Origin of the sequence: Sphingomonas sp. MMS24-J13 (assembly GCF_044905095.1) — a bacterium.
GTDB lineage: Bacteria > Pseudomonadota > Alphaproteobacteria > Sphingomonadales > Sphingomonadaceae > Sphingomonas_I.
The window spans coordinates 1652670-1677272 of the sequence record NZ_CP173258.1 but is presented as its reverse complement, the minus strand read 5'-3'; the positions used below and the strand labels follow the sequence as shown (position 1 = coordinate 1677272).

Genomic DNA, 24603 nt, shown 5'->3' with positions numbered 1-24603 from the left:
GTCCAAGGTCTAAGCGGACAGGCGATGATCCTCCCGAGGGTACCGGCTAGCCTATGCGGATTGTTACGGAGTCTGCTGGCCCGGGGCGCGCTGCAGCCGGGCCAGCGTGACCCGCAGATGTCGCCCTCGTCGCCAAGCGTGGCACGCTCTGACTGGCCAGACGTATTGGGGATTTCCCGCATTGGGGCGCGCATCGAACCGCGCCAGAAGCGTTCGATCACAGAATGCGATCGAACGCTAGCGAAGGAGAAAACGATGCTCGTCCCCCACGGCGCCCATGTTCTGGCGGTTGACGGCGGCCGCATGCACCTGCTGCGCAACCGCGGTCGCGACAGCGCGATCGATCTGGAGACGATCGCCGAGCGACATCTCGATAATCCGCGGACCCACGTCCTCAGCGAGGCCCAACCGGGACGATCGTTTCAGAGCTATGGAACGAGCCGAAGCGCCTATGAGGGGACGGATACGCATCAGTTGCGCGAAGACGCCTTTTGCGAAGCGGCACTCGATCAGGCGCTGGCGGCTGCCGGCGAGGCGGGGGAGCTCGTCCTCATCGCGCCGCCGCGCGTGATGGGTCTGCTCCGCAGGCAGATCGAGCGTCACCAGAAGCGACCTGCGATCCGGGAGGTCGTCAAGGATCTGGCAGCGCTAGCGCCCAAGGATCTGGCCGACCATCTGAACGAGTATCGCTGACGGATTTTCGGCTGGGGCGCTGCAACCGCCGGCGCGCGACGTGCGCGCGCAATTTGCGACGTGGACGGTGCTGTCCGAACGAGCGCTCGGATTGTGCGGGAGGTTCGACTATTCCCGGCGGCGAGCAGGAATGGCTCCCAAGACGGCACCCCATCGGCTTCCAGGCCGGATGGGAAGGGCGGGCCGTTCCCGATTAGAAGGCCGCCACGGGGCCCTTGTCCGACTTCAGCCGAAGCAGCTCGTGCGCGCGATCGACGATATCCTCGATTGAGGGTGTCTTCGCGAACATTGCCTTTGCCTGCTCCATCAGGCTCGCGCGTGTCGGCACATGCGGCAGAGCGTCGAAGCATGCCGCCAACTGTCGGGCGGTTCGGTCGACGATGCGGGCGCCGAGCCGCTGCTCGCCCCGAAGCACGCGCTCGGGCGGCGCCTTCAAGGCGCGGACGATGCCGAGCACTGCGAGCAGCTTCAGCGCGTAATAGGTCGCGTCGATCTCCCACCAGCGGAAGCCTTGGCGCGCGCTGCTCGGATAGGCATGGTGATTGTTGTGCCAGCCCTCGCCCATCGTGACGAGCGCCAGTGCGAGATTGTTGCGTGAATCGTCGCCCGTCACATAGCGTCGGCTGCCGCGCACATGCGCCAGCGAGTTGATGCAGAAGGTGCCGTGATAGACGAGCACGGTGCTCCACAGGAACCCGACCACCAGCCCCGGCCATCCCGCGATCAGGAAGCACAGCCCGGCAAGAAGTGCCGCCGGCGCAAGCTCGAAGCGGTGGAGCAGGCGCAACTCCGGATAACGCGCGAAATCGGGAATCTTCGCGGGGTCGAATCCGGCATGGTGCCGCGCGAAGATCCATCCCACATGGCTATGGAGAAAACCGGTCTGGCGCGGCGAATGAACATCCTCAGCGGTGTCCGAATGGAGGTGATGATGGCGGTGCTTGGCCGCCCACCACAGAACGCTGCGCTGCGCGCTGCTTTGCGCCAGGAACGCGAGCAGGAACTGGAAAATCCTGCCGGTCGCAAATGCGCGGTGCGAGAAATAGCGATGATATCCCGCCGTGACCGCGAACATGCGTAGCCAGTAGAGCCCGACACACAGCGCCACCGCCGGCCATGTCACGCCGGTCCAGATCGCCGTGATACAACCGAGGTGCACCAGTAGAAACGGGATGGTGGAGGGATAGATGATGTCGTGAGGAGCGACGGCCGAACTTGGGTCTTCAGTCATAGAATAATCGCTTATGCGGCGCGAAGCTCCCGGGCAGCTGATTTAGCGCCACGGGCGGGCCCGCGAGGATCCCGAAGCCGGGCTTCCTCCCTCGTCGAAGGCTGTTCCGTCCGGCACGTTCGAGCGGCGAGGCCAAATCGTTCGGCCGAAAACTCGATAGCGCAAATATGGGGAAGCCAGCCCGCTTCCACAAGGCCGCGCCAAGTCTCCCACGTGCTTGAGATCTGGCAACATGTATGACCGCACCGCGCCCGCAGCGTCTCGCAGAGTCGCTGGCAACCCCGCCGGACGAACTGCCCTATGCTCGACGCGATCAGCCGCGGCATTGTCAGAATGCCCGCGGTGCCGACGATTTCGGAATATCGGCTCAGCGGCCTCGTTATCGAGCGCCACCGCCCCCGGGCCCATAGCTCATGCAGCTGAACCCCAGGCTGCTGAAGGTCAGTTCACCATTCTCACGGTATCATTTTCACGCGATCCTGACGGCAGATCGCCTGAACGGCTGCGCGCGCGGTCAGCAGTCCGCTCGGGAGGCCGCCGCCGGGCTGGACCCAGTGGCCAATCATCGCGAACCGTTCGAGCCCCGGCAGCGTCTGGGGCAGGGTTCCGAGCCCGGTCTCGGGCGTCATCACCCAGCCTTCCATGCTGCCCTTCCAATTGCCGGTGTAGCGGATCACCGATGCCGGACTCGACACGTCGAGGGTTTCGATATCGGCGCGGATTCCCGGTAGCCGGCGGTCCAGGACAGCGATGACGGCAGCCGCGACACGTTGCTTTTCCACTTCGTAGGCGTGCCGGTCCTCGCGGCGATATTCGGTCCACCAATCGACATTGCGGGTCGGCAGGAAGCAGGTGACGGCCGTCTTTCCGGGCGGCGCAAAGGTCGGATCATAGTTGAAAATGCGGAACGACAGCGTTCGAAGGCGGGTCTGCGGGTCCACTTCGAGAGGCTTATCGAGCAGGATCGTGAGATAGCCGGGCATCTCCGCGAGGTCGCGGGCCACGCCAAGCGAGACCTGCAGGTACGACGGAAACGGCTCATAGCTGGCAAACGCCTTATCGTACGCCGCATCGGTATATTTGCCGCCGAGCATGTCATGCAGTGTCGCATGACCATCCGCGGCAGAAATGACCCAATCAGCCTCGATGGTCGTGCCGTCTTCAAGTTCGACTCCCGTCGCGGTGTCATTCTCGACGCGTATCCTGGTCACTTTCGTCTCGAAGCGAATCCGCCCGCCAAGCCGCGTCAGTTCGTCGAGGATGAGGCGGATAAGGGCCTGTGAACCGCCGATCGGATAACCCGCATTCTTCTGCTCCATCCACCCCAGCGACAGGATCAGTGCCAATATGGACAGGTTGCCCGTGAAGCCGCCGCGCACGAAGGCCTGAAGCAACGGGTGCCTGAAGTGTTGCCCATAATCGTCGACGCTCAAGTGCGACAGGCGCCAGAGCAGCGGGAGGTCGGGCAGCATCTTGAACATGCCGGCGAGTCGCGTCAGCCACGGCTCGCCGATCGGTGGCAGCGGTATGTCGCCGAGCTGGCGAATGGCGGCTACGAACCGGTGGATCTCGTCTGCATCTTCGGGCGCGACATGGCAAAGTTCGGCCTCGAGGCGATCGGCATCCGAATAGATGCGCAGGGTCGCCCCGTGCTCGTCCTCGATGCGTACGAATTCGCCATGATCGACGAACCGGAGCGCGCCGATATCGCAAACCTCCTTCCACTCCGCATGCAGGTCTCCCAAGGGATTCGAGCCCAGCAGCCAGTGCAGACAGGTCTCAAAGGTATAGTCGCCGCGTCGCCAGTTCGTCGCCAGACCGCCCGCACTCTGGTGCTGCTCGAGGATTTCGACCGCATAGCCGGACTTACGGGCATAGACGCCCGCGCACAGCCCCGCGATGCCGCCGCCAATGATGGCGATCTTGCGTTCAGGTGGTCTCAGGTCGCTCGCATCTTGCCGTGCCATGTCACGCTGCCTCCATCCCAGCGATCGTCAGCCGGGTTCGACGAGCATCGGTGTTTCGGAAGCGCCCTTGGCTTGGTCGGTTCGATCTCGCGCATCCTGTTCGAAGTCGATCACGATGCGGCCTTCGATCTCGCCGCGATGCATGCGGGCGAAGATATCGTTGATATTGTCGAGCGTGTCGGTGTGTACGGTCGCGTGGACCTTGCCGGCGGCGGCGAAGTCGATCGCTTCCTGCAGATCGAGCCGGGTGCCGACGATCGAGCCGCGCACGGTGATGCCGTTCAGCACGGTGTCGAAGATCGACAGCGGGAAATCGCCCGGCGGCAGCCCGTTGAGCGACACCGTGCCGCCGCGCCGGACCATGCCCATGGCCTGCTGGAACGCCTTGGGCGAAACGGCGGTGACGAGCACCCCCTGCGCGCCGCCTATCTCCTTCCTGATGAAGGCGGCGGGATCGGCGTGCAGTGCATTGACGGTCAGTGCGGCGCCCAGCTCTTCGGCAAGCTTGAGCTTGGCATCGTCGATGTCGACCGCGACGACGTTGAGCCCCATCGCCTTGGCATATTGCACCGCCATGTGGCCGAGGCCGCCGATGCCCGAGATCGCCACCCAGTCGCCCGGCTTGGTGTCGGTGACCTTGAGCCCCTTGTAGACCGTCACGCCCGCGCACAGCACCGGCGCGATCTCGACGAAGCCGACATTGGCGGGCAGATGGCCGACATAATCGGGATCGGCGATCACATATTCGGCAAAGCTGCCGTTGACCGAATAGCCGGTATTCTGCTGCGCCTCGCACAAGGTCTCCCAGCCGCCCAGGCAATGCACGCAATGGCCGCAGGCGGTGTAGAGCCACGGCACCCCGACCCGGTCGCCTTCCTTCACATGGGTGACGCCCGATCCGACCGCGACGACATGGCCCACGCCCTCGTGGCCCGGAATGAAGGGGGGATTGGGCTTGACCGGCCAGTCGCCCTCGGCGGCATGCAGATCGGTGTGGCAGACGCCGGTCGCCGCGATCTTGACCAGGATCTGCCCCGGACCCGGCATGCGTACCGTCACTTCCTCGATCACGAGCGGCTTGCCGAATTCGCGAACGACGGCGGCCTTCATTGTCTTGTCCATCATCATGCCTCGTAGGGTTGGGATTGGGGATGGTTGCGCCGACTGCCTGTCGGAGCAGCGCGTCCCGAAAAGTCTCACGATCTCGCGAAATGGGGTCTGGTGGTCGCAAAGGTCATCGCACAGGCCTTTCCTGCATGCCGAGAGGCCTGCCCGACCTCCATCGACGAAGCCTTGGTGCCGCTGCGATGCGGCGCCATCCTCCGGACCTTGAGCCTTCGGGGTGACCAGCCCTATGCGGATTGTTACTTAGTCGCTTGCCTAACGGCCGGTTACGCTGGCGCCGCGTCTCGTGACGCCGTTGGGCGCGCTGGTCGATGCGAGTTTGGTAGCGATCTCCGATCGATTCGAGATCGCCGTCATCTTTCTGATCACACTGGACGGTGGTCCTTCATTGCCTGGGACACTCGACTCCAGCGATGGAAGGCTGAGGATCATCGCCGCGCCGTAGCGCCGATGCCCGACCTAGAATGGAATGCGACGCTGCCCCATTTCATCGATGACGGCTTTCACGAGAGCCGACGGATGTCCCTTCTCCTCGTCGGAAGCCGTCAGCCAAGTGTCCATCAGTTCCTCATCGGTCATTTTGGCGGCCTCAGCCGCGAACGCCATGGCGTCGGGGTCAGATTCAGGCATGGTGGAGCTTCCGTGGCATTGCGTTGGGGGGATGGCCGATAATCGCCAAATCGGCGGTCGCCGCTCTGCCGTGGCTCGGGCCGAGGGGGTGAAAATTCGAATAGGGTGGCCGCCGCATTTCCAAGGCATGGATCAGCGCTATCGAGAGGCTTGCCCAGGTGTCCTGCCAGAAGGTTGCGGGGTTACTCATTGGCGGCGCTCACCCGTGAAGCGCAGGAGAAACAGGAAGAGGTTGAGGAAGTCGAGATAGAGGGTGAGCGCGCCGATGATCGCCGAGCGGTCGCGCCCTTCGTCCACCGCTTCATAATAGAGCCGTTTTACCCTTTGCGCGTCGAAGGCGGTCAAGCCGGCGAATAGCAGCACGCCCACCGCGGACAGCGCCATGTCGAAGCTTGTCGAGCGGACGAACAGGTTGACGAGCATCGCCACGATCAGCCCGACCAGGCCGATGGTGAAGAAAGCACCCAGACCGGAGAGATCGCGGCGGCTGACCATGCCCGCCCAAGCCAGCGCGGCAAAGCCGGCGGCCGTCGCGATGAAGGTCGTAGCAAGGCTTGTGCCGGTGTAGGCAAGTAGCAAGCCGCCCAGCGATAGCCCGACCAGCACCGCATAGGCGAGGAAGATCAGGCCCGCTGCCGCCGCGCTCAGGCGGTTGATGCCGGCGCTGAGCAAGAGGACGAGGCCGAGCGGGGCGAAGGTCACAATCCATCCCAATATCGTCAGCCCGTCGGCAGTGAACAGCGCGCTGGAGAGCGTATCGTCATGCGCGACGAGCCAGGACGCCGCCGACGAGGCGGCGACTCCACCAGTCATCCGCAGATAAACCGATGTCATATAGTCGCGCAGCCCCGGATCCTGCCGGACACCTTCAGTCAAGGAGCGATCATAGTTTGTTGCCCGGTTGAGCATATGCTGGTCCTTTCGAATGAGCTTCGGCGACGACAGCGGGCATGACCCCAAAGATGAAAGGCTGATCGAGACTGGCGAGCTTCCCAATCCGCAATGCTACGTAGGCCTTTGGACAGAGTGGGCGGGCCCGCCAGGCTCGCCGCCGGAAGGATGTCGACGGGCGACGCAAACTGCCTTCGGGAGAACACGTATAGGGAGGACGCCGCCGCGTTCGATAAAGCCGGCTCGTGACCACGCCTCAGCGATCGCAGCCGCCACGGCCAAGTTTGCTATCCCGCCTGTTCGGGACCGAACCGGTGTCCAACGATGCGGCAAATCGCTCGGCTATGAAGCCGGGGCAAAAACCTCCGCCGCGAAAACAGACCCGGCCCTGGCACTGGGCCACCGCTGCCTTTTTTGGCCTGCTTCTCGCGCAGTTGCTGTTCAGCAGCCAGAGCGGGCAGACGATCCCGTATAACGAATTTCTGCAGCACCTTCGCGATGGCCGGGTGGCCGAAGTCGTCCTGACCGACACGTCGATCCAGGGCAAATATACGGCACCGGACGCCGCAGGACGCAGCACGTTCGTTACGGCACGCATCGATCCTGCATTCGCGGCCGAGCTTGACCGCTATCATGTCCGCTTCAGCGCAAGCCCGGGGAGCGGGTGGCTAGGCGCGCTGCTGTCCTGGATCGCGCCGATCCTGCTTTGGGTCGGCATCTGGTGGTTCATGATGCGCGGCTCGGCGCAGCAGGGTGCGGGGGGATTGCTCGCGATCGGCAAGAGCCGGGTGAAGCTCTATGTCGAATCGGACACCGGGGTGACCTTCGACGACGTAGCGGGTGTGGACGAGGCCAAGGAAGAGCTTCGCGAGGTGGTGGCCTTCCTGAAGGATCCCGTCAGCTACGGCCGGCTCGGTGCCCATATGCCGAAAGGCGTCTTGCTCGTGGGGCCGCCCGGAACGGGTAAGACGCTTCTCGCCAAGGCGGTCGCGGGTGAGGCGGGCGTTCCGTTCTTCTCCATTTCCGGCTCGGAATTCGTCGAGATGTTTGTCGGCGTCGGTGCGGCACGAGTGCGCGATCTGTTCGAGCAGGCGCGCGATCACGCCCCCTGCATCATCTTCATCGATGAGCTCGACGCATTGGGATCGGCCCGTGGCCTGTCGATGCTGGGCGGCCATGACGAAAAGGAGCAGACGCTCGACCAGCTCCTCGCGGAGATGGACGGCTTCGACACCCGCAGCGGCGTCGTCATCCTCGCCGCGACCAATCGGCCGGAAATCCTCGATCCTGCCTTGCTTCGGGCGGGCCGTTTTGACCGGCACGTTCTTGTGGATCGGCCTGACCGGACCGGACGCGCGCAGATATTGCGGGTGCATTTGCGCGCCGCGAAGACCGCAAAAGATGTCGATCCGGACAAGATCGCCGGGCTGACCCCCGGGTTCACGGGAGCGGACCTCGCCAATCTGGTCAACGAGGCCGCGCTTCATGCCACCAGGCGCAATGCCGATGCAGTGACCATGGACGATTTCACGGCCGGGGTGGAGCGCATCGTCGCCGGCCTCGAGCAACATGGCCGGTTGATGAACCCTAGGGAGCGCCTGACCGTCGCGCGGCACGAAATGGGGCATGCGCTGGTGGCCCTGACCCTGCCCGGAGCGGATCCGGTCCACAAGGTATCGATCATTCCGCACGGAATGGGCTCGCTCGGCTACACGATGCAGCGACCGACCGAGGACCGTTTCATCCTCAGCCGCGGCGAGCTTGCCGATCGCCTGGCGGTCCTGCTTGGCGGCCGCGCGGCAGAGTTGGTCTGCGGCGGGGATCTGTCGACCGGCGCGGCTGACGATCTCGCCAAGGCGACGGATATGGCCCGCGCGATGGTGCTTCGATACGGAATGTCGGACAAGATCGGGCATGTCGTCTATGACGATCAAACTCGGCCTTATCTCGACCGGCTGAACGAACCCAATATCGCCCAGACGCGCGAGCATAGCGAGGCGACCGCCGCGCTGATCGACAGCGAGGTCCGCCTGATCCTGCAGGTCGCGTTCGACAAGGCCAAGGGCATTTTGGAGCAGCGCCGCGCCGTACTGGAGGCGGGGGCCGATCTATTGGTCGATCGCGAAACGCTCGAGGAGGCCGATCTCGATCGGCTTGTAAAACATACCGAGCCAGAAGGGATTCCCGCGGCCGTTGCGGCGGCGTGATGTCGCGCATTGGCGCATCAACGTCGCCGGTAGCGGAAGTACCAGACTTCATGCCCGATCCGCCGTGCCTTGGCTTCGTAGCGTGTCTCGGGCCAGTCGTCGGGGCGGACGAGAAAGTCACTCGGCCGCTCGGCGAGCCAGTCGAATTGCGGGCTCTGCCCCATTATCATCATCGCCCAGCGGCAATAGATCGGATGATCGGTGCCGAAGCGGAATTCGGCACCGGGCTTCAGCTTCGCGGCGAGCAGGTCGATTGGACCCCTGTTCATGAAGCGCCGCTTGGCGTGGCGTGCCTTGGGCCATGGATCCGGATGGAGCAGGTAAGCGCGCGACAGGCTCGCGTCGGGCAGCCGCTCCAGCACCTCGAGCGCATCATTCATGTGGATGCGGACATTCCGCAGATCCTGCTGCTCGACATGGAGGAGCAGGCCGACGACGCCGTCGAGGAACGGCTCGCACCCGATGATGCCATGATCGGGCCGCATCGCCGCCTGGCCGGCGAGATGCTCGCCGCGGCCGAAGCCGATCTCCAGTTCGATCGGACGGTCGTCACCGAACAGGGTGACAGCGTCGAGCGGGCCCGTTTCCGGCACGGCAATCTGCGGGAGCAGATCTTCGACGAGCGCCTGTTGGCCGACGCGGAGCTTGTGCCCCTGGCGGCGACCGTAAAGGCGGCGGATGGTGGTGGGATCGGACATTATTTCAAATCGTGACCCCAGCGAGGGTCCCGGCGAAGTGGCACTTTGCCGGGTGCCCGAAGGCAGGGGTCTCGTGCGTCACGGGCGCTCGCCCAGACCCCTGAGACCCCAGCCTTCGCTGGGGTGACGCAATTCGATATTACTTCGCCGGGGTGTCGGCTTTGGTCGGCGCGGCATCGGTCTTGGTCGGCGCCGCCGACGCAGCCTTGTCACCCGCGGCCGGCGCACCGCCCGGTGCAGCCGGCGCTGCATCCGCCGCGGGGGCGGCGGGCAGCGGCAAGGCGTGCTCGCCCTGCTGATTCAGATAGGCGATGACGTTGGCGCGCTCCTGCGGGTTGGAGAGGCCCGCAAACGTCATCTTGGTGCCGGGCGCATAGGTCTTGGGGCTCGTCAGCCAGGCGTTGAGGCTGTCGAAGTCCCATTTGCCGCCCTTGCCCTTCAGCGCGTCGCTGAACGGGAAGCCGCCACGGCCGCTGGCGACCGCATCGCCGACCACGCCGTAGAGATTCGGGCCCAGCGCGTTGGCGCCGCCCTTGTCCGCATTGTGGCAGGCAGCACACTTCTTGAAGACGTCGGCGCCCTTGGTGGCGTCGGCCTGGCTCATGTAGAAAGCGAAGGGCTTTTCGGCGACCGCGCCGCCGGCACCAGCGTCCGCTTCGACGCCCTGGACCTCATAGCCCATCTTCTCGGGGCGCTCGGCGTGGTACATTTCGCCAGTGACGATCGAGGTGCCGAGTGCGACGATACCCGCCGCCAGTACCCAACCCGCAATCGTATTCGCGCGATCGTCCATGCCCTGCCTGACCTTCGGTGCTGTTCCGGCCCCCGGGCCGTATCGTCGTGTCCTTAGAGGCGCTTTTTCGCGTCCGCAAGCGGCCCTTGGCCTTGTCTGCGCGGGTTGCAGCAGATCGGCGCACGGCCTATGCGCCGCCGCCACCATGGAATCCTATCCCGCACCCGCGCGCGATCGTGTCGCCGCGATGATCGAGGCGGCCGCCACCGCACCCGACCGCGCCGTCGCCATACAGGGCGCCCCCGGCTGTAATTCGCATATCGCCGCCCTCGAGGCGCTGCCCGATTGCCTGCCTTTACCGTGCTTCAGTTTCGAGGAAGCGCTGGACGCGGTTCGCGACGGCAAAGCGGGCAGCGCCTTGATCCCGATCGAGAATTCGCTCCACGGTCGCGTCGCGGACATCCATTTTCTGCTTCCCGAATTGGGCCTGTCGATCATCGGCGAACATTTCATGCCGATCCGCTACTGGCTGATGGGCCTGGAGGGCGGCGAGATAAAGGAGGCGATGAGCCATCCGCAGGCGCTCGGCCAGTGCCGCCACTGGCTTCGCGCGCATGGGCTCAACCCGGTTCCCTATGCGGATACGGCAGGCGCGGCAGCCGCGGTGCTCGAGATCGGCGATCCAAGCATCGCGGCGATTGCACCACGGCTCGCGGCGGACCTTTATGGCCTGAAGCTCTTTGCCGAAGGACTCGAGGACAGCGACGACAATACGACGCGGTTCGTCTTGGTCGCGCCGAATGCGAATCCGGAGCCGGTGGCCGGCCCGTGCATGACCAGCTTCGTCTTCGAAGTGAAGAATGCGCCGGCAGCGCTCTACAAGGCGCTCGGCGGCTTCGCGACCAATGGCGTCAACCTGACCAAGCTGGAAAGCTATCAGGCCGGCGCCAGCTTCTCTGCGACGCAATTCTATTGCGATGTCGAGGGCAGCACCGAGGATCCGACGTTGGCGCGGGCGCTCGAGGAATTGAAATTCCATACCAAATCGCTGCGTGTGCTGGGGACCTACAGGCAGGCGCGGCCGCGGGTTTAACGAAACACGTCATCCCAGCGAAGGGTGGATACGCACGCCCCTGATTTGACTCCCCTCATCGCAACGGTTCGCCGCGAACTCTTGCCAATCCGGGGGGCACCCGGCATCGCGATCCGAGAATGAACCGCTTCACGTTTCTCCTCGATCGCACCGCCGTCTTGTTTTTGGGAATCGCGGCGGGTGCCGCGATCGGGTTCGCGTTCGCGCATGGCGGTAGCCGGCGCGAGGCGATGGTGGTGGTGCCGCAGGCCGCGCCCGTGACCAGCGCGCCGGCCTCGATCGCGCCCCCACCCCCGACCGCGCCGACCGACGCCGCGAAGCCGCCGGAGAAGGGCGTCGTGGTCGAACCGGTGACGACGGTGCCTGCCGCCGATGGCCATGTCGAGCAATTGCTCGATACGCTCCGCGGTGGCGATCATGTCGTTCGCGTCGGCGTGTTCGGCGACAGTTTCGGTGACGGTGTCTGGTCCGCACTTTATCGCATGCTGCCGGCCAAGGACGGCTATCGCGTGATCAAATATTCGCAGGCCTCGACCGGCTTCACCCGCTACCGCAGCCTCAACCTCGAAACGCATGACAATGCGCAGATCGGCGACGACAAGCTCGCGGTCGCCGTGATCGCATTTGGGGCGAACGACGTGCAGGGCGTGTGCGAGGGATCGCATTGCGGCGCGCTGATGAGCAGCAGCTGGCAGGCGATCATCGGCCAGCGGATCGAATCCTATGTCGCGATGCTCCGGCGCCATGGCGCGACGGTTTATTGGATGGGGTTGCCGGCCATGCGCGATCCCGCGTTCGATAGCGATACGAGCGCGATGGAGGCCTTCTATGCTTCGACGATGCAGCGATTGGGCGTGCCCTATATCGATATCCGGCCATTCACGGTCGATAGCGACGGCCATTATCAGGCTTATTATGCCGATGCCGACGGCACGCCCAAGCTGCTGCGCGCGGGCGACGGCATCCATATGTCGATGAACGGGTATCTGCGGATTTCCAAGGGCCTGGCTGATCGCATCCGCTCGACCGTGGCCGCGGCCCGGGCCGCGGCGCCGGCGCAGGCGAGTGATTCGGCCGAGGAGAATCAGCAATGATCGCGCTGGCGCTGGCCGGCGCGCTGCTCGGCGGTGGATGCGACGGCGCGCTTTGCAATGGGCATGCGCTGGCACCGGTCTTCGCCAAGCTGGCGCGGCAGGGCGTGGGTGTCGGGGGGCGGCCCGTGCATATCCTCCAGATCGGCGACAGCCATACGGCCGGCGATGCGATCACCAACGGTTGGCGCACCATCCTGCAAGCGCGTTACGGTTATGGCGGGCGTGGCGTGCTGCCGCCGGGGCGGCCTTATGATGGTTATACGACCCACGGCGTGACGGTCAGCATGTCGCCGGGATGGAAGATCGCGGCCGATTTCGGCTCGGCCTGGTCGAGCCCGTCACCGCCGCTCGGCCTCTCGGCGTTCAGCCTGACCAGCCAGTCCGATGGCGCGAGCATGAGCCTGATTGCGGACCCGAGCGAGATGTTCGACCGCCTGACGGTGTGCGCGATCGCGCAACCGGGCGCGGGTCGCCTGGCACTGAGCGCCGGTACCGAGAATGTGACCTTCAACCTGTCGTCGCCGACGCCCCGGCCCGAATGCCGGACGGTCAAGCTCGCGCAACCGACCAGCGCCGCCACAGTCGCGGCGAGCGACGGTCCGGTGACGGTCACCTCATGGGGTACGTTCCGCGATTCGGGCGGTGTCGTCGTCTCGAACCTGGGCGTCGTGGGATCCCAATTGCTCCATTTCCAGCGCACCGACGATGCCGTGCTGGCCGAGGAACTGAACGCCTATCGGCCCGACCTGATCGTGGTCGCCTTCGGTACCAACGAAGGCTTCGGACCGCATTTCAGCAAATTCGAATATGAGATCATCCTGCGCACCGAGATCGGGCGGCTGCGGCGGCTGGCGGGTAATGTGCCGATCCTGCTGCTCGGCGCTCCCGACGCGCTCAGCCGGCGCGCCGAGATGCGCAATAATGCCGATAGCGGACCGTCCGAGCCCTGCGGGCCGACGCCAGCGCAACTGCCAGCCCCGGCAACGGCTGCCAGCACGCCTCCTGCCGCACCCGCGACGCAGTCGCCGCAGGGCGTGATCGCGTCGATCATGGATCATTTGCGCGACAGTCTGGGCATGGCGCCGGATGCGGCGGCTGCCCCGCCGCCAGTGGTCGTGGCGACGCCGACGCCGCCTTCGACACGCGGACCATTGTTTCCGCCGCCTGCCCTGAAAGCCGTGCGGGAGGTTCAGCGCAGCGTGGCCTCTTCGCTCAATGTGGCCTTCTGGGATTGGGAGGCACGCATGGGCGGGCGCTGTACGGCGGACGCCTGGTTTCATTCGAACCCTCCGCTGATGCGCAGCGATTATGTGCATTATACCTCGGCGGGCGGTGCCGAGATCGCGAAACGGCTGCAGGCCGATCTGGATCGGGCGGCGGCGAAGTGATTTTGTTTTTCCGTCGTTGGGCATCGCGCTAGATGCTCTTCCCCACGCTTAGCTTCGGGCTGTTCTTCCTCCTCGTCTACATCGTCACCTGGTCGGTCCGCGGATCGAACGAATGGCGCAAGATCCTGCTGCTGCTGGCGAGCTGGATCTTCTACGGCGCGTGGGACTGGCAATTCGTGGCACTGCTGATCGGATCGGCTCTGCTCAACTGGGGCGCCGCCCGGGCGATCGCCGCCCAGCTCGAATGGGAGACCGGCCGGCGCAAGGCGATCCTGATCGCAGGCGTCACGGGCAATCTGCTCGTGCTCGGCTTCTTCAAATATTATGGCTTCTTCATCGAGCAATTGGGCGATGTGCTCGCGGCCGTCGGGTTCGCACGCGATCTGCCATTGATGCAGGTGGTGCTGCCGGTCGGCATTTCCTTCTTCACCTTTCAGGGCATGTCCTATCTGGCTGACGTCCATGCCGGCCGGCTTGCGCCCGCGCGGCTGCTCGACGTGACCTTGCTGATGTCCTTCTTCCCGCATCTGGTGGCGGGGCCGATCGTGCGCGGATCCGATCTGCTCCCGCAATTCGCCGAAACGCCGAAGCTTACGCGCGACATGGCGACCATGGGCCTGATCCTGATCGTCTGGGGACTGTTTAAGAAAGCGGTGATCGCGTCCGAGCTTTCGACCGGGCTGGTCGATCCGGTCTTCTTCGATCCGTCGAGCCATTCGCGCGCCGATCTGATCGCGGCGGCTTATGGTTATGCGGTTCAGATCTACTGCGATTTCTCGGCCTACAGCGACATGGCGATCGGGATAGCGGCCTTGCTCGGCTACCGCTTTCCGCTCAACTTCAACCAGCCGTATCGCGCCACCTCGCTGCAGGATTTCTGGCGGCGCTGGCATATCAGCCTGTCGAGCTGGCTGCGCGATTATCTCTACATCGGGGCGCTCGGCGGCAATCGGAAGGGTTTCGCGCGCCAGTGCATCAACCTGCTGGTCACGATGCTCCTCGGCGGCTTCTGGCACGGCGCCAAATGGACCTTCGTCATTTGGGGCGGGCTTCATGGCGGCGTGCTCGCGCTCGAACGGATCTGGGATCGTTTCCGCCCCTGGCCGTGGCGGCTGCCGCGCTTCCTCGGGCTGATCATAACCTTCCATATCGTGCTGGTCGGGTGGATCTTCTTCCGTGCCGAGACTTTCGGTCAGGCGATCGCATTCCTGCAAGGCATGGGCACGAGCCACGCCCCCAGCGCGGTGCTGACCCCGCTGGCGGTGGTGCTGATCCTTTTCGGCATGGCAATCCATTTCACCCCGCCGATGATGGGGCAGCGTCTGGCGATGGCGCTCCGCGCGTTGCCGGCACCGGCGTTGGGCTTGCTGGCAGGCATCGTGATCCTGATCATCGACGCAATGCGTTTCGAAGGGGTCGCGCCCTTCATCTACTACCAGTTCTGAAAGGCGCGCCGATGCCGCAGGAAACCCCGTCGCCGCTGGATCTGCCCGAACCCGAATGGGAGCCCGCAAGCGCGCTCGGCTGGACGACGGGCGTCATTTTCTTCGCGAGTATCCTGCTGCTGGTCGGCAATGCCGTCTCTCTGCGCGACTGGATCAACGATCAGCCGCCGAGCCCGCTTCAGGCTGAGGCCGGGGCGATCGCCGACGCCTGGGTATCATTCAGCCGCGCGATTGGGCTCGGCGTCCCGCGCGATGCGCTCCACGCGCAATGGAAGCGCGCCGAGGCGGCGCGCTTCACGCCCAAAGGCGTCGAAATACCGGCAGGGGAGGGCGCCGACCCTCAGGCCGGCGCATCCAATTAGCGATAGAAGATATGATCGCCGATCGCGCCGACGCGCTGGCGGCTGCGGAAGAAGCTGCTGGCCGGCTTGTAGGCCGCGCGGAAGAACATCGCGCCATGGGCGACACCCTGCGTGCCTTCGTCGCCGCGTAGCACCGCGCGCGAGACATCGACGGCGTTGGCCCAACTGTCGCTGTCGCGGCTCGGCTGGTAGCTGGTCGTGTCGAAGAACTGGCCGTGCTGGTTGGCGACCTCGCAAACCGTGCTGCCGAACCGGCCCGATTTGATTCGGTTCAGCAAAGTCCGCGCGACCGCGATCTGGCCCTGGCGCGGCTGGTTGCCGGCCTCGTGATGGACGATCTTGGCCATGCATTCGAGAGCTTCGGGATCGACCGCATTGGCGGCCTGGGTCACCGCCGGCTGTGCGGCGGGAGCCTCGATGGCGGGCAGGACCGTCGTGACCGCCGGCTGGAGCGTGGCCTCGGTCGGCGCGAGTGTAGCGACGTTATAGGGGATGGACGGGAGCGAGGCCGATTGGGCTGGCGATCCAGTGATCGCGGCGAAACCCACCCCCGCGGCGACGAGCGTGCCCGTCGCAGAGAGAAGCGCAAGAGATCGCTTCTGAAGCATTCAAAATCCATACGAGTGCGCGAAACCACTCGCGCCCCAAGGAACAAGTGGGGGCGTCCGCGAATTTTACGTCTTGTCGGTAAGGCGAGTTACGCTGCCCCAGGCGACCGTTCTGAGGCCGCCAATTGGGCATGCGCGGCGTTTGGTCAACGAAACCACGACGAGTCGTTGTGACACCGGGATGACCCGAGCCGCCGCACCTTCGCGAAAAACGCCGCTTTTGGACGATCCGGCGCGACTTTTTCGTGTGCTTCTAGTCACATCACGCAATATTCACGGTCAATTCGCCGTTTAAGTCACATCTGCCATACGGATGTCGTGTTTCTGCTCCGTGACGGGGTAGAAGAGTGTCCGATTCGCGGGGAGTTGGCGTTGGAAGAGCGGCTGAGCGGTGGGCTTTTGCGGAGCGCGATCGCTGGTCGCGCCGCCGAAGCCCTGCGCCGCGACCGCTTGCTGGCGGCGATCGCCTTGTTCGCGGGAATCGGCGTCATGATCGCCTTGCCGTTCGCGTTGCGCGCCGGCGCGGGCTTCTTCCTGCCCGTCACCGCTGCCCTGGTGATCGCAATCGCCCTCGTGCCGATGCTGGAATGGTTCGAGCGCCGGCGCGTGCCGTCGCCACTGGCGGCATTTCTGTGCATCAGCGCCTTCCTCGCGGTTGCCAACGCGGCGGTGGTCGCGATCATCGTCCCCGCGACCGGATGGTTCGCGCTCCTGCCCGAACGAGTCGTGCGGATCCGCCACAATTTGCGGCCGCTGCTGGATCTTTATTCGAGCCTCGATCAATTCGTCAGCGATACGTCGGCCACCTTCATGCGCGGCGCGTCGCATGGCCGCGCGCCGGTGGCGGCAGCGCCCAATTCGTTGCTCGACGTGGTGGCGAGCTCGGCGCCTGTCGCGATCCTGCAGATGTTCTTCGCCGTGCTGGTCGTCTATTTCTTCCTGTCTGGCTGGACGCGCATGCGCCGGCGGACGATCACCAGCCGGGGCAGCTTTTCGAGCGCGCTGACCACCGCGCGCGTGATCCAGGAGATGGTCGACGCGACCTCGGCCTATCTTGCTACCATCACCCTGATCAATGTCTGCCTGGGCGCGCTGGTGGCGTTCGCCCTGTGGCTGATCGGGCTGCCCGATCCTTTGATGTGGGGCGGCATCGTCACCCTGTTCAATTATATGCCCTATCTCGGGCCGATCGCGGCTGCGCTGCTGCTGTCGCTGGGTGGGCTGATGGTGTTCAAGGATGCCTGGTACGCCGCATTCCCGCCTCTCGTGTTCGTCGGCGCGCATCTGATCGAATCGAATGTGATCACGCCGGCGCTGGTCGGGCGGCGGCTGACGATCAATCCGTTGCTGATTCTGATCTCGCTGAGCTTCTGGGGCTGGGTGTGGGGTGCGACCGGCGCGTTGCTGGCGGTGCCGCTGCTGATCATCGTCAAGACCGTGCTCGATGCGGCGGGCACGCCGGATATTGCCGGCTTCCTGTTCGAAGAAGGCACACTCACCAGCCCATTGCCGGAAGTTATGCCGCCACCGCCTGATGGCGGTTGACAGCCCACGAGACCCTCACTAGTCGGCGCGTCTCCGCAGCACGGAAGCGTTTGCGGGTGTAGCTCAGTTGGTTAGAGCGCCGGCCTGTCACGCCGGAGGTCGCGGGTTCGAGCCCCGTCACTCGCGCCATCCTTTCCTTGGACGAAGCATGGTTCGTCTTGGTCTGGCGATGGCGATTGTTGCTGCTTCGGCCCCCGCATATGCCTGGAGTGCGCAGGGGCATATGGCGAGCGGCGCCATCGCGTTCGATCAGCTGGCAGCGAACGATGCCGCAGCAATCGACGCGATCAGACGACTGATGGCGGCACACCCCGAACGCGCGCGTTTCGATGCTTCGCTCGCCGATCTCGCCGGCCCCGCGCGTGATCGCATGCTGTTCGAACTGATGGCGCGCTGGCCCGATGACGTCCGCCGCACGCAATTCGATCATCCCGGCTGGCACCAGGAACTGCGGGTCGTGTCCGGCTGGCACATATTCGCCCCGTTGCAATTCGGCGAGGCAGAGCGGGCGTTTCGGCGTAATCTGGCGATCGTGCGCGACATGCGCGCGAATCCGGCCGAGCGCGCGGTGGCTGCGTGCTGGTTGCTCCATCTGATCGGCGACATGCACCAGCCGCTTCACGCCGGTCACCGCATCAGCATGCGTTTCCCCGGCAGCGATCGCGCCGGTACGATCGCCTGGGTGCGCCATGCGGCTGATCGGCCTCCGGTCAGTCTTCACGTCTTCTGGGATCGCGCCGCCGATCTTCCTGGTCCCGATACCGCCGCTGCCGCGACGATTGCGCGTGAGGCCGAGGCTATCGTGAAGCCGGACGCGGTGGCATCCAGCGACGGCACGGCGGAAGCGCAATTTCATGACTGGACCGTGGAGAGCGAGACGCTGGCGGCGACGGTCGCGTATCAGGGGGCCGGACTCACCGCCTCCGCGCGCCGCGAGGATGCGCCGGTCGTGTCGGCCCCGTATGTCGTGGGGGCACGCAGACTGGCGGAACGGCGACTGGGAGAGGCGGGCATCCGTATCGCGCGGTTGCTCGAGAACCTGTTTCCGGCGTCCTGACCGCCTGGTTGGGGTGACGGCTGCGGATGGTGATTTTATTCCGTGCCTTCGCAACTCAGCGCCAGCGGCCCAGCTCCATCCAGCGCAGCAAGGGCTTCAGCGGCAGGATCCAGACGATTCCCGCCACCAGATAGATCGGAATCTGCAAAAGCCCCGGTAGCGAGCCGATGCGATCGGCCTGGCTGACGATCACGCCGCACCAGACGGTGATCAGCAGCAGGATCAGGAACATGCCGGCGGGTTTGCGCCAGCTCGGGTTCGGTGTCATGCGGCGGCTCCTCCGATCGGGATCCATTCCTGCTCGGTCGCGACCGCATGCAGCGGCACGTCCCATGGGTCGAGCGGCAAATTCGCGACTTCCTGGACAGACCAGGCCATTCCGATCCGGATCGCGCCGGGCAGGCGTGCGAAGGCGCGATCGTAGAAGCCTGCGCCCTGGCCAATTCGGCCGCCCTGACGATCGAAGCCCACCAAGGGCGTGACGATCATCGCCGGCGCGATTTCCGCATTGTCCTCATGCGGCTGGTGGAGGCCGAAGGCGCCGGTGACCAGCGGCTGATCGGGATGCCAGGCAAGGAAGCGCATCGTCGTGCGATCGGCGGCGACATGCGGCAGGGCGAGAGTGTGGCCACGCGCGGTGAGCAGCCGGGCGAGCGACGCGGGATCGATCTCGTCTCCGAAGGCGTGGTAGAGAGCTATGCTGGCGCCCGGCGGCGCATGGTCCAGCAGTCGGCGGGCCAGCGTCCCAATCGCGCTGTCGTAGCGGCCCTGCTTGCGGAGCAATGCGACATGATTGCGCCGCAGCGCGCGCAGCTGCCTGCGCACCTTCTGTTTCGCTTCGAGGATCGCGGAAGGTGAGGGTGGTGGGACCGCCATGGCCGTTTTCTGGAATATCCTCTGACGCCGTTTAACGTCAGGTGGGGACCATTTAGTTCGGACCAGGATCCGACCAGAGACAGCCCCCTAGGATGATGAATCGCCTCAGGGATAATCGCCACGATCGTACCGGGCAGTTCCCACCGTCTTGCTATCTAGGATGTCGGGCCGGTCTTCTCAAGGCGCTCGGCAAGTATTTCGATACGCTCGGCCAGCCGCGCGATCGTCGGCGCGAGCGAAGGATCGGTCGACGCGATGGTACCCGCACGCAGATCGCTCAACTCGTCGGCCAGCAGCAGCGACGCCAGCAGGAGCTGGCGCACCTCGTTAGTGCTTCCTACCACCTGGCCGGCGTCATGGGCCTTGCGATCGACCAGGGCGGCAAGGGTATGGAGGCGCTCTTCCTCGCCATCGCGACAGGCCAGGTCGTAGCGCCGTCCGCCCACCGAAAGTGTCACCTGTCCCATACTAGACCGCGTCACCCGAATCGATCAGCACGTCGAGGCGCCCGATCGTCTCCTGGACGCGCGCGCGCAGCTGTACGTGCCGTTTCTCCAGCGCGGCGTAAGCATTCGTCAGGTCGCTGCCGGCCTTTTCCCGGGCGCGGGCAGCATGGTCGATGCGCTCCACCGCACGCTCCAGCCGCGCGACCGCAGCATCCAGGGCTTGGTCTGTCATCGTGTTGGGATAGCAGGACGACCGCGCCCCGCAAGCCATGTGCGGTTGACGCTCGGTATCCCAGCCGACAAAGGGGAATGAATTTTCATGCGCGCGAGCCGGCCGAGGGGCGGTGGCGGCAAAGCGCGTCCAGAGGAGAAAATCATGACGGTACGGGTGGCGATCAACGGCTTCGGACGCATCGGCCGGCTGGTTGCACGCGCAATTCTCTCGCGCCCTGACTGCGGCTTGGAACTGGTCGCGATCAACGATCTGGGCGACGCCAAGTCGAACGCCCTCCTGTTCAAGCGTGACAGCGTGCACGGAACCTGGGGCGGGTCGGTCTCGTCGGAAGGCGATCACCTGATCGTCGACGGCAAGCAGATCCGCGTTACGGCCGAGCGCGATCCGGCCAAGCTGCCGCATGCCGAACTCGGCATCGACATCGCCATCGAATCGACCGGCTTCTTCACCGATCGCGTATCGGCCGGCAAGCACATCGCCGCCGGTGCGAAGCGCGTGCTGATTTCGGCGCCGGGCAAGAATGTCGATCTGACGGTCGTCTATGGCGTCAACCATGACAAGCTTACCGCCGATCACGTCATCGTCTCGAACGCATCGTGCACCACCAACTGCCTCGCGCCGATCGCCAAGGTGCTGAACGACACGATCGGGATCGAGCGCGGCCTGATGACCACGATCCACAGTTACACCAACGATCAGAAGATCCTCGACCAGATCCACGGCGACATGCGCCGCGCGCGCGCCGCCGCCATGTCGATGATCCCGACCACCACGGGCGCCGCCCGCGCGGTGGGCGAGGTGTTGCCCGAACTGAAGGGCAAGCTCGACGGGTCGGCGATTCGCGTGCCGACGCCGAACGTTTCGGTCGTCGACCTGACCTTCACGCCCAAGCGCGACACGACCCGCGACGAGGTCAATGCGGTGCTCAAGGCTGCGTCCGAGGGTGGGCCGCTCAAGGGCATCCTCCAGTTCGTCACCGATCCGCTCGTCTCGATCGACTTCAATGGCGATGCGCACTCGTCGTCGGTCGACAGCCTCGAGACCGCGGTGCTGGACGGCAAGCTGGTGCGCGTTCTGTCCTGGTATGACAATGAATGGGGCTTCTCCAACCGCATGGTCGATACGACCTGCGCGATGGGCGCCCTGCTTTAAGGGTTCCTCCCAATGTCGTCACGCCGGCGTGGGCGGGGGTCTCGGAGGTTCAGTACCTTATCTCCTGAGATGCCAGCCTTCGCTGGCATGACATTGGGGTTGGCGCGGGCACGCGCTGCATCGACGTGAGCGAAGGGGGCCGGCCTGTTCGTCGGCGATCAAGTGAGGAGCGAGCATTGAGCGCTTTCAAGACGTTGGACGACATGGGTGACGTGCACGGCAAGCGCGTGCTGGTCCGCGAGGATCTGAACGTGCCCATGGATGGCGCCCGCGTGACCGACGACACCCGGCTGCGCTCGGCCGCGCCGACCGTCGCCGAACTCTCCGATAAAGGTGCGATCGTCCTGATCCTCGCCCATTTCGGTCGTCCCAAGGGCGAGCGCAATCCTGCCATGAGCCTCGCGCTGGTCACCCGGCCGCTGTCCGACGTATTGGGCCGCGAGGTGCGCTTCATCGACGATTGCTGCGGCGATGCGGCCGCCGCAGCGGTCGCGACGCTCCAGCCGGGCGATATCGCGGTGCTGGAAAATACGCGCTTCCACAAAGGCGAAGAGAAGAACGATCCCGCTTTGGTCGAGGCGATGGCGGCGCTCGGCGATCTGTACGTCAACGACGCTTTTTCCGCCGCGCACCGCGCGCACGTTTCGACCGAAGGACTGGCGCACAAATTGCCCGCCTTCGCCGGCCGTTCGATGCAAGCCGAACTCGATGCGCTCGAGAAGGCGCTCGGCAGCCCCGAGCATCCGGTCGCGGCCGTCGTTGGCGGCGCGAAGGTGTCGAGCAAGCTCGATGTGCTTCGCCAGATGGTGACCAAGGTCGATCACCTCATCATCGGTGGCGGCATGGCGAACACCTTCCTTGCCGCACGCGGGGTCGATGTCGGCAAGTCGCTGTGCGAGCACGACCTCAAGGATACCGCGCTCGCCATCCTCGATGCCGCCGACAAGGCCGATTGCACGGTGCATCTGCCCTATGACGTGGTGGTGGCGAAGGAATTCCGCGCCAATCCGCCGGTGCGCACGATCAACGTCCATGACGTCGCGGCGGACGAAATGATACTCGATATCGGCCCCGCGGCGGTCGAGGCGTTGGCCGATGTGCTCAAGACCTGCCGCACTCTGGTGTGGAATGGCCCGCTGGGCGCGTTCGAAACCCCGCCGTTCGACGCGGCGACGGTCGCGCTGGCAAAGACCGCGGCGGCACTGACCCAGTCGGGCACGCTGGTCTCGGTGGCGGGTGGCGGCGATACGGTCGCGGCGCTCAATCAGGCGGGGGTGGGCGACCAGTTCAGCTTCGTCTCGACCGCTGGTGGCGCTTTCCTCGAATGGATGGAAGGCAAGGAACTGCCCGGCGTTGCCGCGCTGATGGCGTAGCGACAGCCCTCGTCGACGGGAAAGGTGGGGTGGCCGCTATTGCATCGACAATAGCGGCGTAAAGTCATGGCCCGAAGTCCCCAGATCGGGTCGTGGCTTGCTGCTCCAACTTCAGCCAAAGCGCCTCCGCGCCACTTTCGGTCGGGTTCAGCCGAATTTCTATATTAATATTGCGTAAAGCAATTATGTCTGGGAACAACCTTATGCCGGACAGCCTTTTTGCCGAAAGAGGATGTTCGATGCCAGCACACATGGACGAGATTGCGACGATAGCGCAGGATTATTTCGATCAGCATGAGGCGCATGCCGTCATGCTTGTCGATCACCAGATCAGCATGGCGCTGGGCAAAAGCGCGTGGGAAGAGGCACTGAAATGGTATCGCGTCCGGCATCGGCTGCGTCGGCTGCAAATGCTTCATGCTGGCGGAAAGACAAGTCGCCTCGCATATTGATTACGCGATTTTACCGCTTTTAACTTCATGCCTGTTAGAAGGCGCGGCGTTACACGCGCAACGTGCCGGCACTTCGATGTGTGTTACGATGCGAAGCTGGCGCCAATGGCTGCGGCTCCACCGCTTAGCCAGTTCACATCCATGTATAGGGCGACCACCGCCGGCATGCGGATCGATCGGATCGCGACACTATCCGCATATCCGCTGCCCTTTCACCCAGGGGATCTGACAAGGTTCAAACATTGCGGCGTTGCAACGGGCTGGTTATCAGGCCGCATCTTGCGCACCGATGCCAACCTGGATGTGAGGACGTCAATCATCGACCGCCGCGTGCCGGTCTCGATTCCGTCGTTGTCCGCTGCGGCCGGCGCCATTTGCTTTCCAACAAAACGGGGGTGATTTGATGAGTGATTCGAAGATGATGGCGCAGATGACGAGCGGCCCCGGCTTCATTGCCGCGCTCGATCAGAGCGGTGGATCGACCCCGGGCGCGCTCAAGGCCTACGGTATCCCGGAGAGTGCCTATAATGGCGACGCGGAGATGTTCGCGGCCATGCACGCGATGCGCGTCCGTATCATGACCGCGCCCGCCTTCACCGGCGCGAAGGTTCTCGCCGCGATCCTGTTCGAACGCACGATGGACGGCGAGGCCGAAGGGCTGCCGGTGCCGACCTATCTCTGGCAGGAGCGTGGGGTCGTTCCCTTCCTCAAGGTCGATCAGGGGCTCGAGGCGGCGGCGAACGGCGTCAAGCTGATGAAGCCGATCAAGGGGCTCGATTCTCTGCTCGAGCGTGCGGTCGGGCTCGGCGTGTTCGGCACCAAGATGCGTTCGGTCATCGATCTCGCCGACAAGGCCGGCATTGCCGCCATCGTGAGCCAGCAGTTCGAAATCGGGCAGCAGATTGCTTCGCACGGCCTGGTGCCGATCCTCGAGCCCGAGGCGACGATCAGCAGCCCCGAGCGCGAAGCGGCCGAGGACATCCTGCTCGACGAATTGATGAAGGGCATGGATGCGCTGCCCGCCGACGCCAAATTCATGGTCAAGGTATCGATCCCGGTGAAGCCGAATCACTATGCGCCGTTGATCGCGCATCCCAAGGTGGTGCGCGTGGTGGCACTGTCGGGCGGCTTCTCGCGTGACGAGGCCTGCGCGCGGCTTGCGCACAATCCGGGCATGATCGCCAGCTTCTCGCGCGCTTTGGTCGAGAGCCTGAAGGTCGACATGACCGACGAGGCGTTCGATGCGGCGCTCGGTGCGGCGATCGACGACATCTACAACGCCTCGACCCACAAGGATTGATC

25 protein-coding genes and 1 tRNA gene are annotated in these 24603 nt (G+C 64.7%); 14 read left to right on the top strand and 12 right to left on the bottom strand.

What is annotated here, in order from left to right:
* Window positions 1-255: 255 nt before the first annotated feature.
* Window positions 256-693: a host attachment protein gene (locus AB4Z44_RS07925; RefSeq protein WP_404713506.1), complete on the top strand. Its 438-nt coding sequence runs from the start codon at window positions 256-258 to the stop codon at window positions 691-693.
* 193 nt (window positions 694-886) lie between these two features.
* On the opposite strand, the gene AB4Z44_RS07920 is transcribed toward AB4Z44_RS07925, so the two are convergent.
* From AB4Z44_RS07920 to AB4Z44_RS07900, 5 genes are all read right to left on the bottom strand, one after another.
* Complete coding sequence (locus tag AB4Z44_RS07920; protein WP_404713505.1) at window positions 887-1924, bottom strand: acyl-CoA desaturase; 1038 nt, start codon at window positions 1922-1924, stop codon at window positions 887-889.
* A 455-nt stretch (window positions 1925-2379) separates the two neighbouring features.
* Window positions 2380-3891, bottom strand: a complete 1512-nt coding sequence (locus tag AB4Z44_RS07915; protein ID WP_404713504.1) for a phytoene desaturase family protein — start codon at window positions 3889-3891, stop codon at window positions 2380-2382.
* Between the two features lie 27 nt (window positions 3892-3918).
* Window positions 3919-5013, bottom strand: coding sequence for an alcohol dehydrogenase AdhP (gene adhP / locus AB4Z44_RS07910; protein WP_404714381.1), 1095 nt, complete (start codon window positions 5011-5013; stop codon window positions 3919-3921).
* Window positions 5014-5475: 462 nt separating this feature from the next.
* Window positions 5476-5646 carry a hypothetical protein gene (locus AB4Z44_RS07905; RefSeq protein WP_404713503.1) on the bottom strand — a complete coding sequence of 57 codons (171 nt, stop codon included), beginning with the start codon at window positions 5644-5646 and terminating at the stop codon, window positions 5476-5478.
* 186 nt (window positions 5647-5832) lie between these two features.
* Window positions 5833-6522 (bottom strand): Bax inhibitor-1/YccA family protein, encoded by a 690-nt coding sequence (locus tag AB4Z44_RS07900; RefSeq protein ID WP_404713502.1) that lies wholly within the window; start codon window positions 6520-6522, stop codon window positions 5833-5835.
* A 359-nt stretch (window positions 6523-6881) separates the two neighbouring features.
* Between AB4Z44_RS07900 and ftsH the strand changes: the two genes are divergently transcribed.
* Window positions 6882-8744, top strand: coding sequence for an ATP-dependent zinc metalloprotease FtsH (gene ftsH, locus AB4Z44_RS07895; RefSeq protein WP_404713501.1), 1863 nt, complete (start codon window positions 6882-6884; stop codon window positions 8742-8744).
* A gap of 17 nt (window positions 8745-8761) precedes the next feature.
* On the opposite strand, the gene AB4Z44_RS07890 is transcribed toward ftsH, so the two are convergent.
* Window positions 8762-9442, bottom strand: a complete 681-nt coding sequence (locus tag AB4Z44_RS07890; RefSeq protein WP_404713500.1) for a tRNA (guanine(46)-N(7))-methyltransferase TrmB — start codon at window positions 9440-9442, stop codon at window positions 8762-8764.
* Between the two features lie 139 nt (window positions 9443-9581).
* Window positions 9582-10235 (bottom strand): c-type cytochrome, encoded by a 654-nt coding sequence (locus AB4Z44_RS07885; protein ID WP_404713499.1) that lies wholly within the window; start codon window positions 10233-10235, stop codon window positions 9582-9584.
* Window positions 10236-10380: 145 nt separating this feature from the next.
* Here AB4Z44_RS07885 and AB4Z44_RS07880 point away from each other — a divergent pair, with 145 nt between their 5' ends.
* From AB4Z44_RS07880 to AB4Z44_RS07860, 5 genes are all read left to right on the top strand, one after another.
* Complete coding sequence (locus AB4Z44_RS07880; protein WP_404713498.1) at window positions 10381-11268, top strand: prephenate dehydratase; 888 nt, start codon at window positions 10381-10383, stop codon at window positions 11266-11268.
* Between the two features lie 119 nt (window positions 11269-11387).
* On the top strand, window positions 11388-12362 hold the full coding sequence (locus tag AB4Z44_RS07875; RefSeq protein WP_404713497.1) for a DUF459 domain-containing protein: 975 nt from the start codon (window positions 11388-11390) through the stop codon (window positions 12360-12362).
* A complete protein-coding gene (locus AB4Z44_RS07870) occupies window positions 12359-13750 on the top strand; it encodes an SGNH/GDSL hydrolase family protein (RefSeq protein WP_404713496.1) in 1392 nt (463 codons plus the stop codon). The genes AB4Z44_RS07875 and AB4Z44_RS07870 overlap by 4 nt, the downstream gene beginning before the upstream one ends.
* 32 nt (window positions 13751-13782) lie before the next feature.
* Window positions 13783-15195 carry an MBOAT family O-acyltransferase gene (locus tag AB4Z44_RS07865; protein ID WP_404713495.1) on the top strand — a complete coding sequence of 471 codons (1413 nt, stop codon included), beginning with the start codon at window positions 13783-13785 and terminating at the stop codon, window positions 15193-15195.
* Window positions 15196-15206: 11 nt separating this feature from the next.
* Window positions 15207-15557: a hypothetical protein gene (locus AB4Z44_RS07860; RefSeq protein WP_404713494.1), complete on the top strand. Its 351-nt coding sequence runs from the start codon at window positions 15207-15209 to the stop codon at window positions 15555-15557.
* On the opposite strand, the gene AB4Z44_RS07855 is transcribed toward AB4Z44_RS07860, so the two are convergent.
* Window positions 15554-16165: a cell wall hydrolase gene (locus AB4Z44_RS07855; RefSeq protein ID WP_404713493.1), complete on the bottom strand. Its 612-nt coding sequence runs from the start codon at window positions 16163-16165 to the stop codon at window positions 15554-15556. The two genes, AB4Z44_RS07860 and AB4Z44_RS07855, sit on opposite strands and share 4 nt — an antisense overlap.
* Window positions 16166-16549: 384 nt before the next feature.
* Between AB4Z44_RS07855 and AB4Z44_RS07850 the strand changes: the two genes are divergently transcribed.
* The 3 genes from AB4Z44_RS07850 to AB4Z44_RS07840 all read left to right on the top strand — a co-directional run bounded on the left by AB4Z44_RS07850 (window position 16550) and on the right by AB4Z44_RS07840 (window position 18767).
* Complete coding sequence (locus AB4Z44_RS07850) at window positions 16550-17710, top strand: AI-2E family transporter (RefSeq protein ID WP_404714380.1); 1161 nt, start codon at window positions 16550-16552, stop codon at window positions 17708-17710.
* 52 nt (window positions 17711-17762) lie between these two features.
* Window positions 17763-17839 (top strand) — tRNA-Asp (locus AB4Z44_RS07845).
* A gap of 19 nt (window positions 17840-17858) precedes the next feature.
* Window positions 17859-18767, top strand: a complete 909-nt coding sequence (locus AB4Z44_RS07840) for a S1/P1 nuclease (protein ID WP_404713492.1) — start codon at window positions 17859-17861, stop codon at window positions 18765-18767.
* A gap of 55 nt (window positions 18768-18822) precedes the next feature.
* Here AB4Z44_RS07840 and AB4Z44_RS07835 read toward each other — a convergent pair whose 3' ends face one another.
* The 4 genes from AB4Z44_RS07835 to AB4Z44_RS07820 form a co-directional block, all read right to left on the bottom strand.
* A complete protein-coding gene (locus tag AB4Z44_RS07835; RefSeq protein WP_404713491.1) occupies window positions 18823-19035 on the bottom strand; it encodes a DUF2842 domain-containing protein in 213 nt (70 codons plus the stop codon).
* The gene (locus tag AB4Z44_RS07830; protein ID WP_404713490.1) at window positions 19032-19643 is read right to left on the bottom strand and encodes a 5-formyltetrahydrofolate cyclo-ligase; all 612 of its coding nucleotides are present in this window, start codon (window positions 19641-19643) and stop codon (window positions 19032-19034) included. Before AB4Z44_RS07830 ends, AB4Z44_RS07835 begins: the two co-directional genes overlap by 4 nt.
* Before the next feature lie 155 nt (window positions 19644-19798).
* Complete coding sequence (locus AB4Z44_RS07825) at window positions 19799-20110, bottom strand: cell division protein ZapA (RefSeq protein ID WP_404713489.1); 312 nt, start codon at window positions 20108-20110, stop codon at window positions 19799-19801.
* 1 nt (window position 20111) lies between these two features.
* Window positions 20112-20321 carry a hypothetical protein gene (locus AB4Z44_RS07820; protein WP_404713488.1) on the bottom strand — a complete coding sequence of 70 codons (210 nt, stop codon included), beginning with the start codon at window positions 20319-20321 and terminating at the stop codon, window positions 20112-20114.
* Between the two features lie 144 nt (window positions 20322-20465).
* Between AB4Z44_RS07820 and gap the strand changes: the two genes are divergently transcribed.
* The 4 genes from gap (at window position 20466) to AB4Z44_RS07800 (ending at window position 24601) form a co-directional block, all read left to right on the top strand.
* Complete coding sequence (gene gap, locus AB4Z44_RS07815; RefSeq protein WP_404713487.1) at window positions 20466-21476, top strand: type I glyceraldehyde-3-phosphate dehydrogenase; 1011 nt, start codon at window positions 20466-20468, stop codon at window positions 21474-21476.
* Window positions 21477-21679: 203 nt separating this feature from the next.
* A complete protein-coding gene (locus AB4Z44_RS07810) occupies window positions 21680-22849 on the top strand; it encodes a phosphoglycerate kinase (RefSeq protein WP_404714379.1) in 1170 nt (389 codons plus the stop codon).
* A gap of 239 nt (window positions 22850-23088) precedes the next feature.
* Window positions 23089-23301 carry a hypothetical protein gene (locus tag AB4Z44_RS07805; RefSeq protein WP_404713486.1) on the top strand — a complete coding sequence of 71 codons (213 nt, stop codon included), beginning with the start codon at window positions 23089-23091 and terminating at the stop codon, window positions 23299-23301.
* A 403-nt stretch (window positions 23302-23704) separates the two neighbouring features.
* Window positions 23705-24601, top strand: coding sequence for a fructose bisphosphate aldolase (locus AB4Z44_RS07800; RefSeq protein ID WP_404713485.1), 897 nt, complete (start codon window positions 23705-23707; stop codon window positions 24599-24601).
* Window positions 24602-24603 lie beyond the last annotated feature (2 nt).

Bases quoted from the DNA above. Each gene is read 5' to 3' on its own strand.
- AB4Z44_RS07925 (WP_404713506.1), top strand. From the start codon at position 256: ATGCTCGTCCCCCACGGCGCCCATGTTCTGGCGGTTGACGGCGGCCGC.
- AB4Z44_RS07920 (WP_404713505.1), bottom strand. From the start codon at position 1,924: ATGACTGAAGACCCAAGTTCGGCCGTCGCTCCTCACGACATCATCTAT.
- AB4Z44_RS07915 (WP_404713504.1), bottom strand. From the start codon at position 3,891: ATGGCACGGCAAGATGCGAGCGACCTGAGACCACCTGAACGCAAGATC.
- adhP (WP_404714381.1), bottom strand. From the start codon at position 5,013: ATGGACAAGACAATGAAGGCCGCCGTCGTTCGCGAATTCGGCAAGCCG.
- AB4Z44_RS07905 (WP_404713503.1), bottom strand. From the start codon at position 5,646: ATGCCTGAATCTGACCCCGACGCCATGGCGTTCGCGGCTGAGGCCGCC.
- ftsH (WP_404713501.1), top strand. From the start codon at position 6,882: ATGAAGCCGGGGCAAAAACCTCCGCCGCGAAAACAGACCCGGCCCTGG.
- AB4Z44_RS07890 (WP_404713500.1), bottom strand. From the start codon at position 9,442: ATGTCCGATCCCACCACCATCCGCCGCCTTTACGGTCGCCGCCAGGGG.
- AB4Z44_RS07885 (WP_404713499.1), bottom strand. From the start codon at position 10,235: ATGGACGATCGCGCGAATACGATTGCGGGTTGGGTACTGGCGGCGGGT.
- AB4Z44_RS07880 (WP_404713498.1), top strand. From the start codon at position 10,381: ATGGAATCCTATCCCGCACCCGCGCGCGATCGTGTCGCCGCGATGATC.
- AB4Z44_RS07875 (WP_404713497.1), top strand. From the start codon at position 11,388: ATGAACCGCTTCACGTTTCTCCTCGATCGCACCGCCGTCTTGTTTTTG.
- AB4Z44_RS07870 (WP_404713496.1), top strand. From the start codon at position 12,359: ATGATCGCGCTGGCGCTGGCCGGCGCGCTGCTCGGCGGTGGATGCGAC.
- AB4Z44_RS07865 (WP_404713495.1), top strand. From the start codon at position 13,783: ATGCTCTTCCCCACGCTTAGCTTCGGGCTGTTCTTCCTCCTCGTCTAC.
- AB4Z44_RS07860 (WP_404713494.1), top strand. From the start codon at position 15,207: ATGCCGCAGGAAACCCCGTCGCCGCTGGATCTGCCCGAACCCGAATGG.
- AB4Z44_RS07855 (WP_404713493.1), bottom strand. From the start codon at position 16,165: ATGCTTCAGAAGCGATCTCTTGCGCTTCTCTCTGCGACGGGCACGCTC.
- AB4Z44_RS07840 (WP_404713492.1), top strand. From the start codon at position 17,859: ATGGTTCGTCTTGGTCTGGCGATGGCGATTGTTGCTGCTTCGGCCCCC.
- AB4Z44_RS07835 (WP_404713491.1), bottom strand. From the start codon at position 19,035: ATGACACCGAACCCGAGCTGGCGCAAACCCGCCGGCATGTTCCTGATC.
- AB4Z44_RS07830 (WP_404713490.1), bottom strand. From the start codon at position 19,643: ATGGCGGTCCCACCACCCTCACCTTCCGCGATCCTCGAAGCGAAACAG.
- AB4Z44_RS07825 (WP_404713489.1), bottom strand. From the start codon at position 20,110: ATGGGACAGGTGACACTTTCGGTGGGCGGACGGCGCTACGACCTGGCC.
- AB4Z44_RS07820 (WP_404713488.1), bottom strand. From the start codon at position 20,321: ATGACAGACCAAGCCCTGGATGCTGCGGTCGCGCGGCTGGAGCGTGCG.
- gap (WP_404713487.1), top strand. From the start codon at position 20,466: ATGACGGTACGGGTGGCGATCAACGGCTTCGGACGCATCGGCCGGCTG.
- AB4Z44_RS07810 (WP_404714379.1), top strand. From the start codon at position 21,680: ATGGGTGACGTGCACGGCAAGCGCGTGCTGGTCCGCGAGGATCTGAAC.
- AB4Z44_RS07805 (WP_404713486.1), top strand. From the start codon at position 23,089: ATGCCAGCACACATGGACGAGATTGCGACGATAGCGCAGGATTATTTC.
- AB4Z44_RS07800 (WP_404713485.1), top strand. From the start codon at position 23,705: ATGAGTGATTCGAAGATGATGGCGCAGATGACGAGCGGCCCCGGCTTC.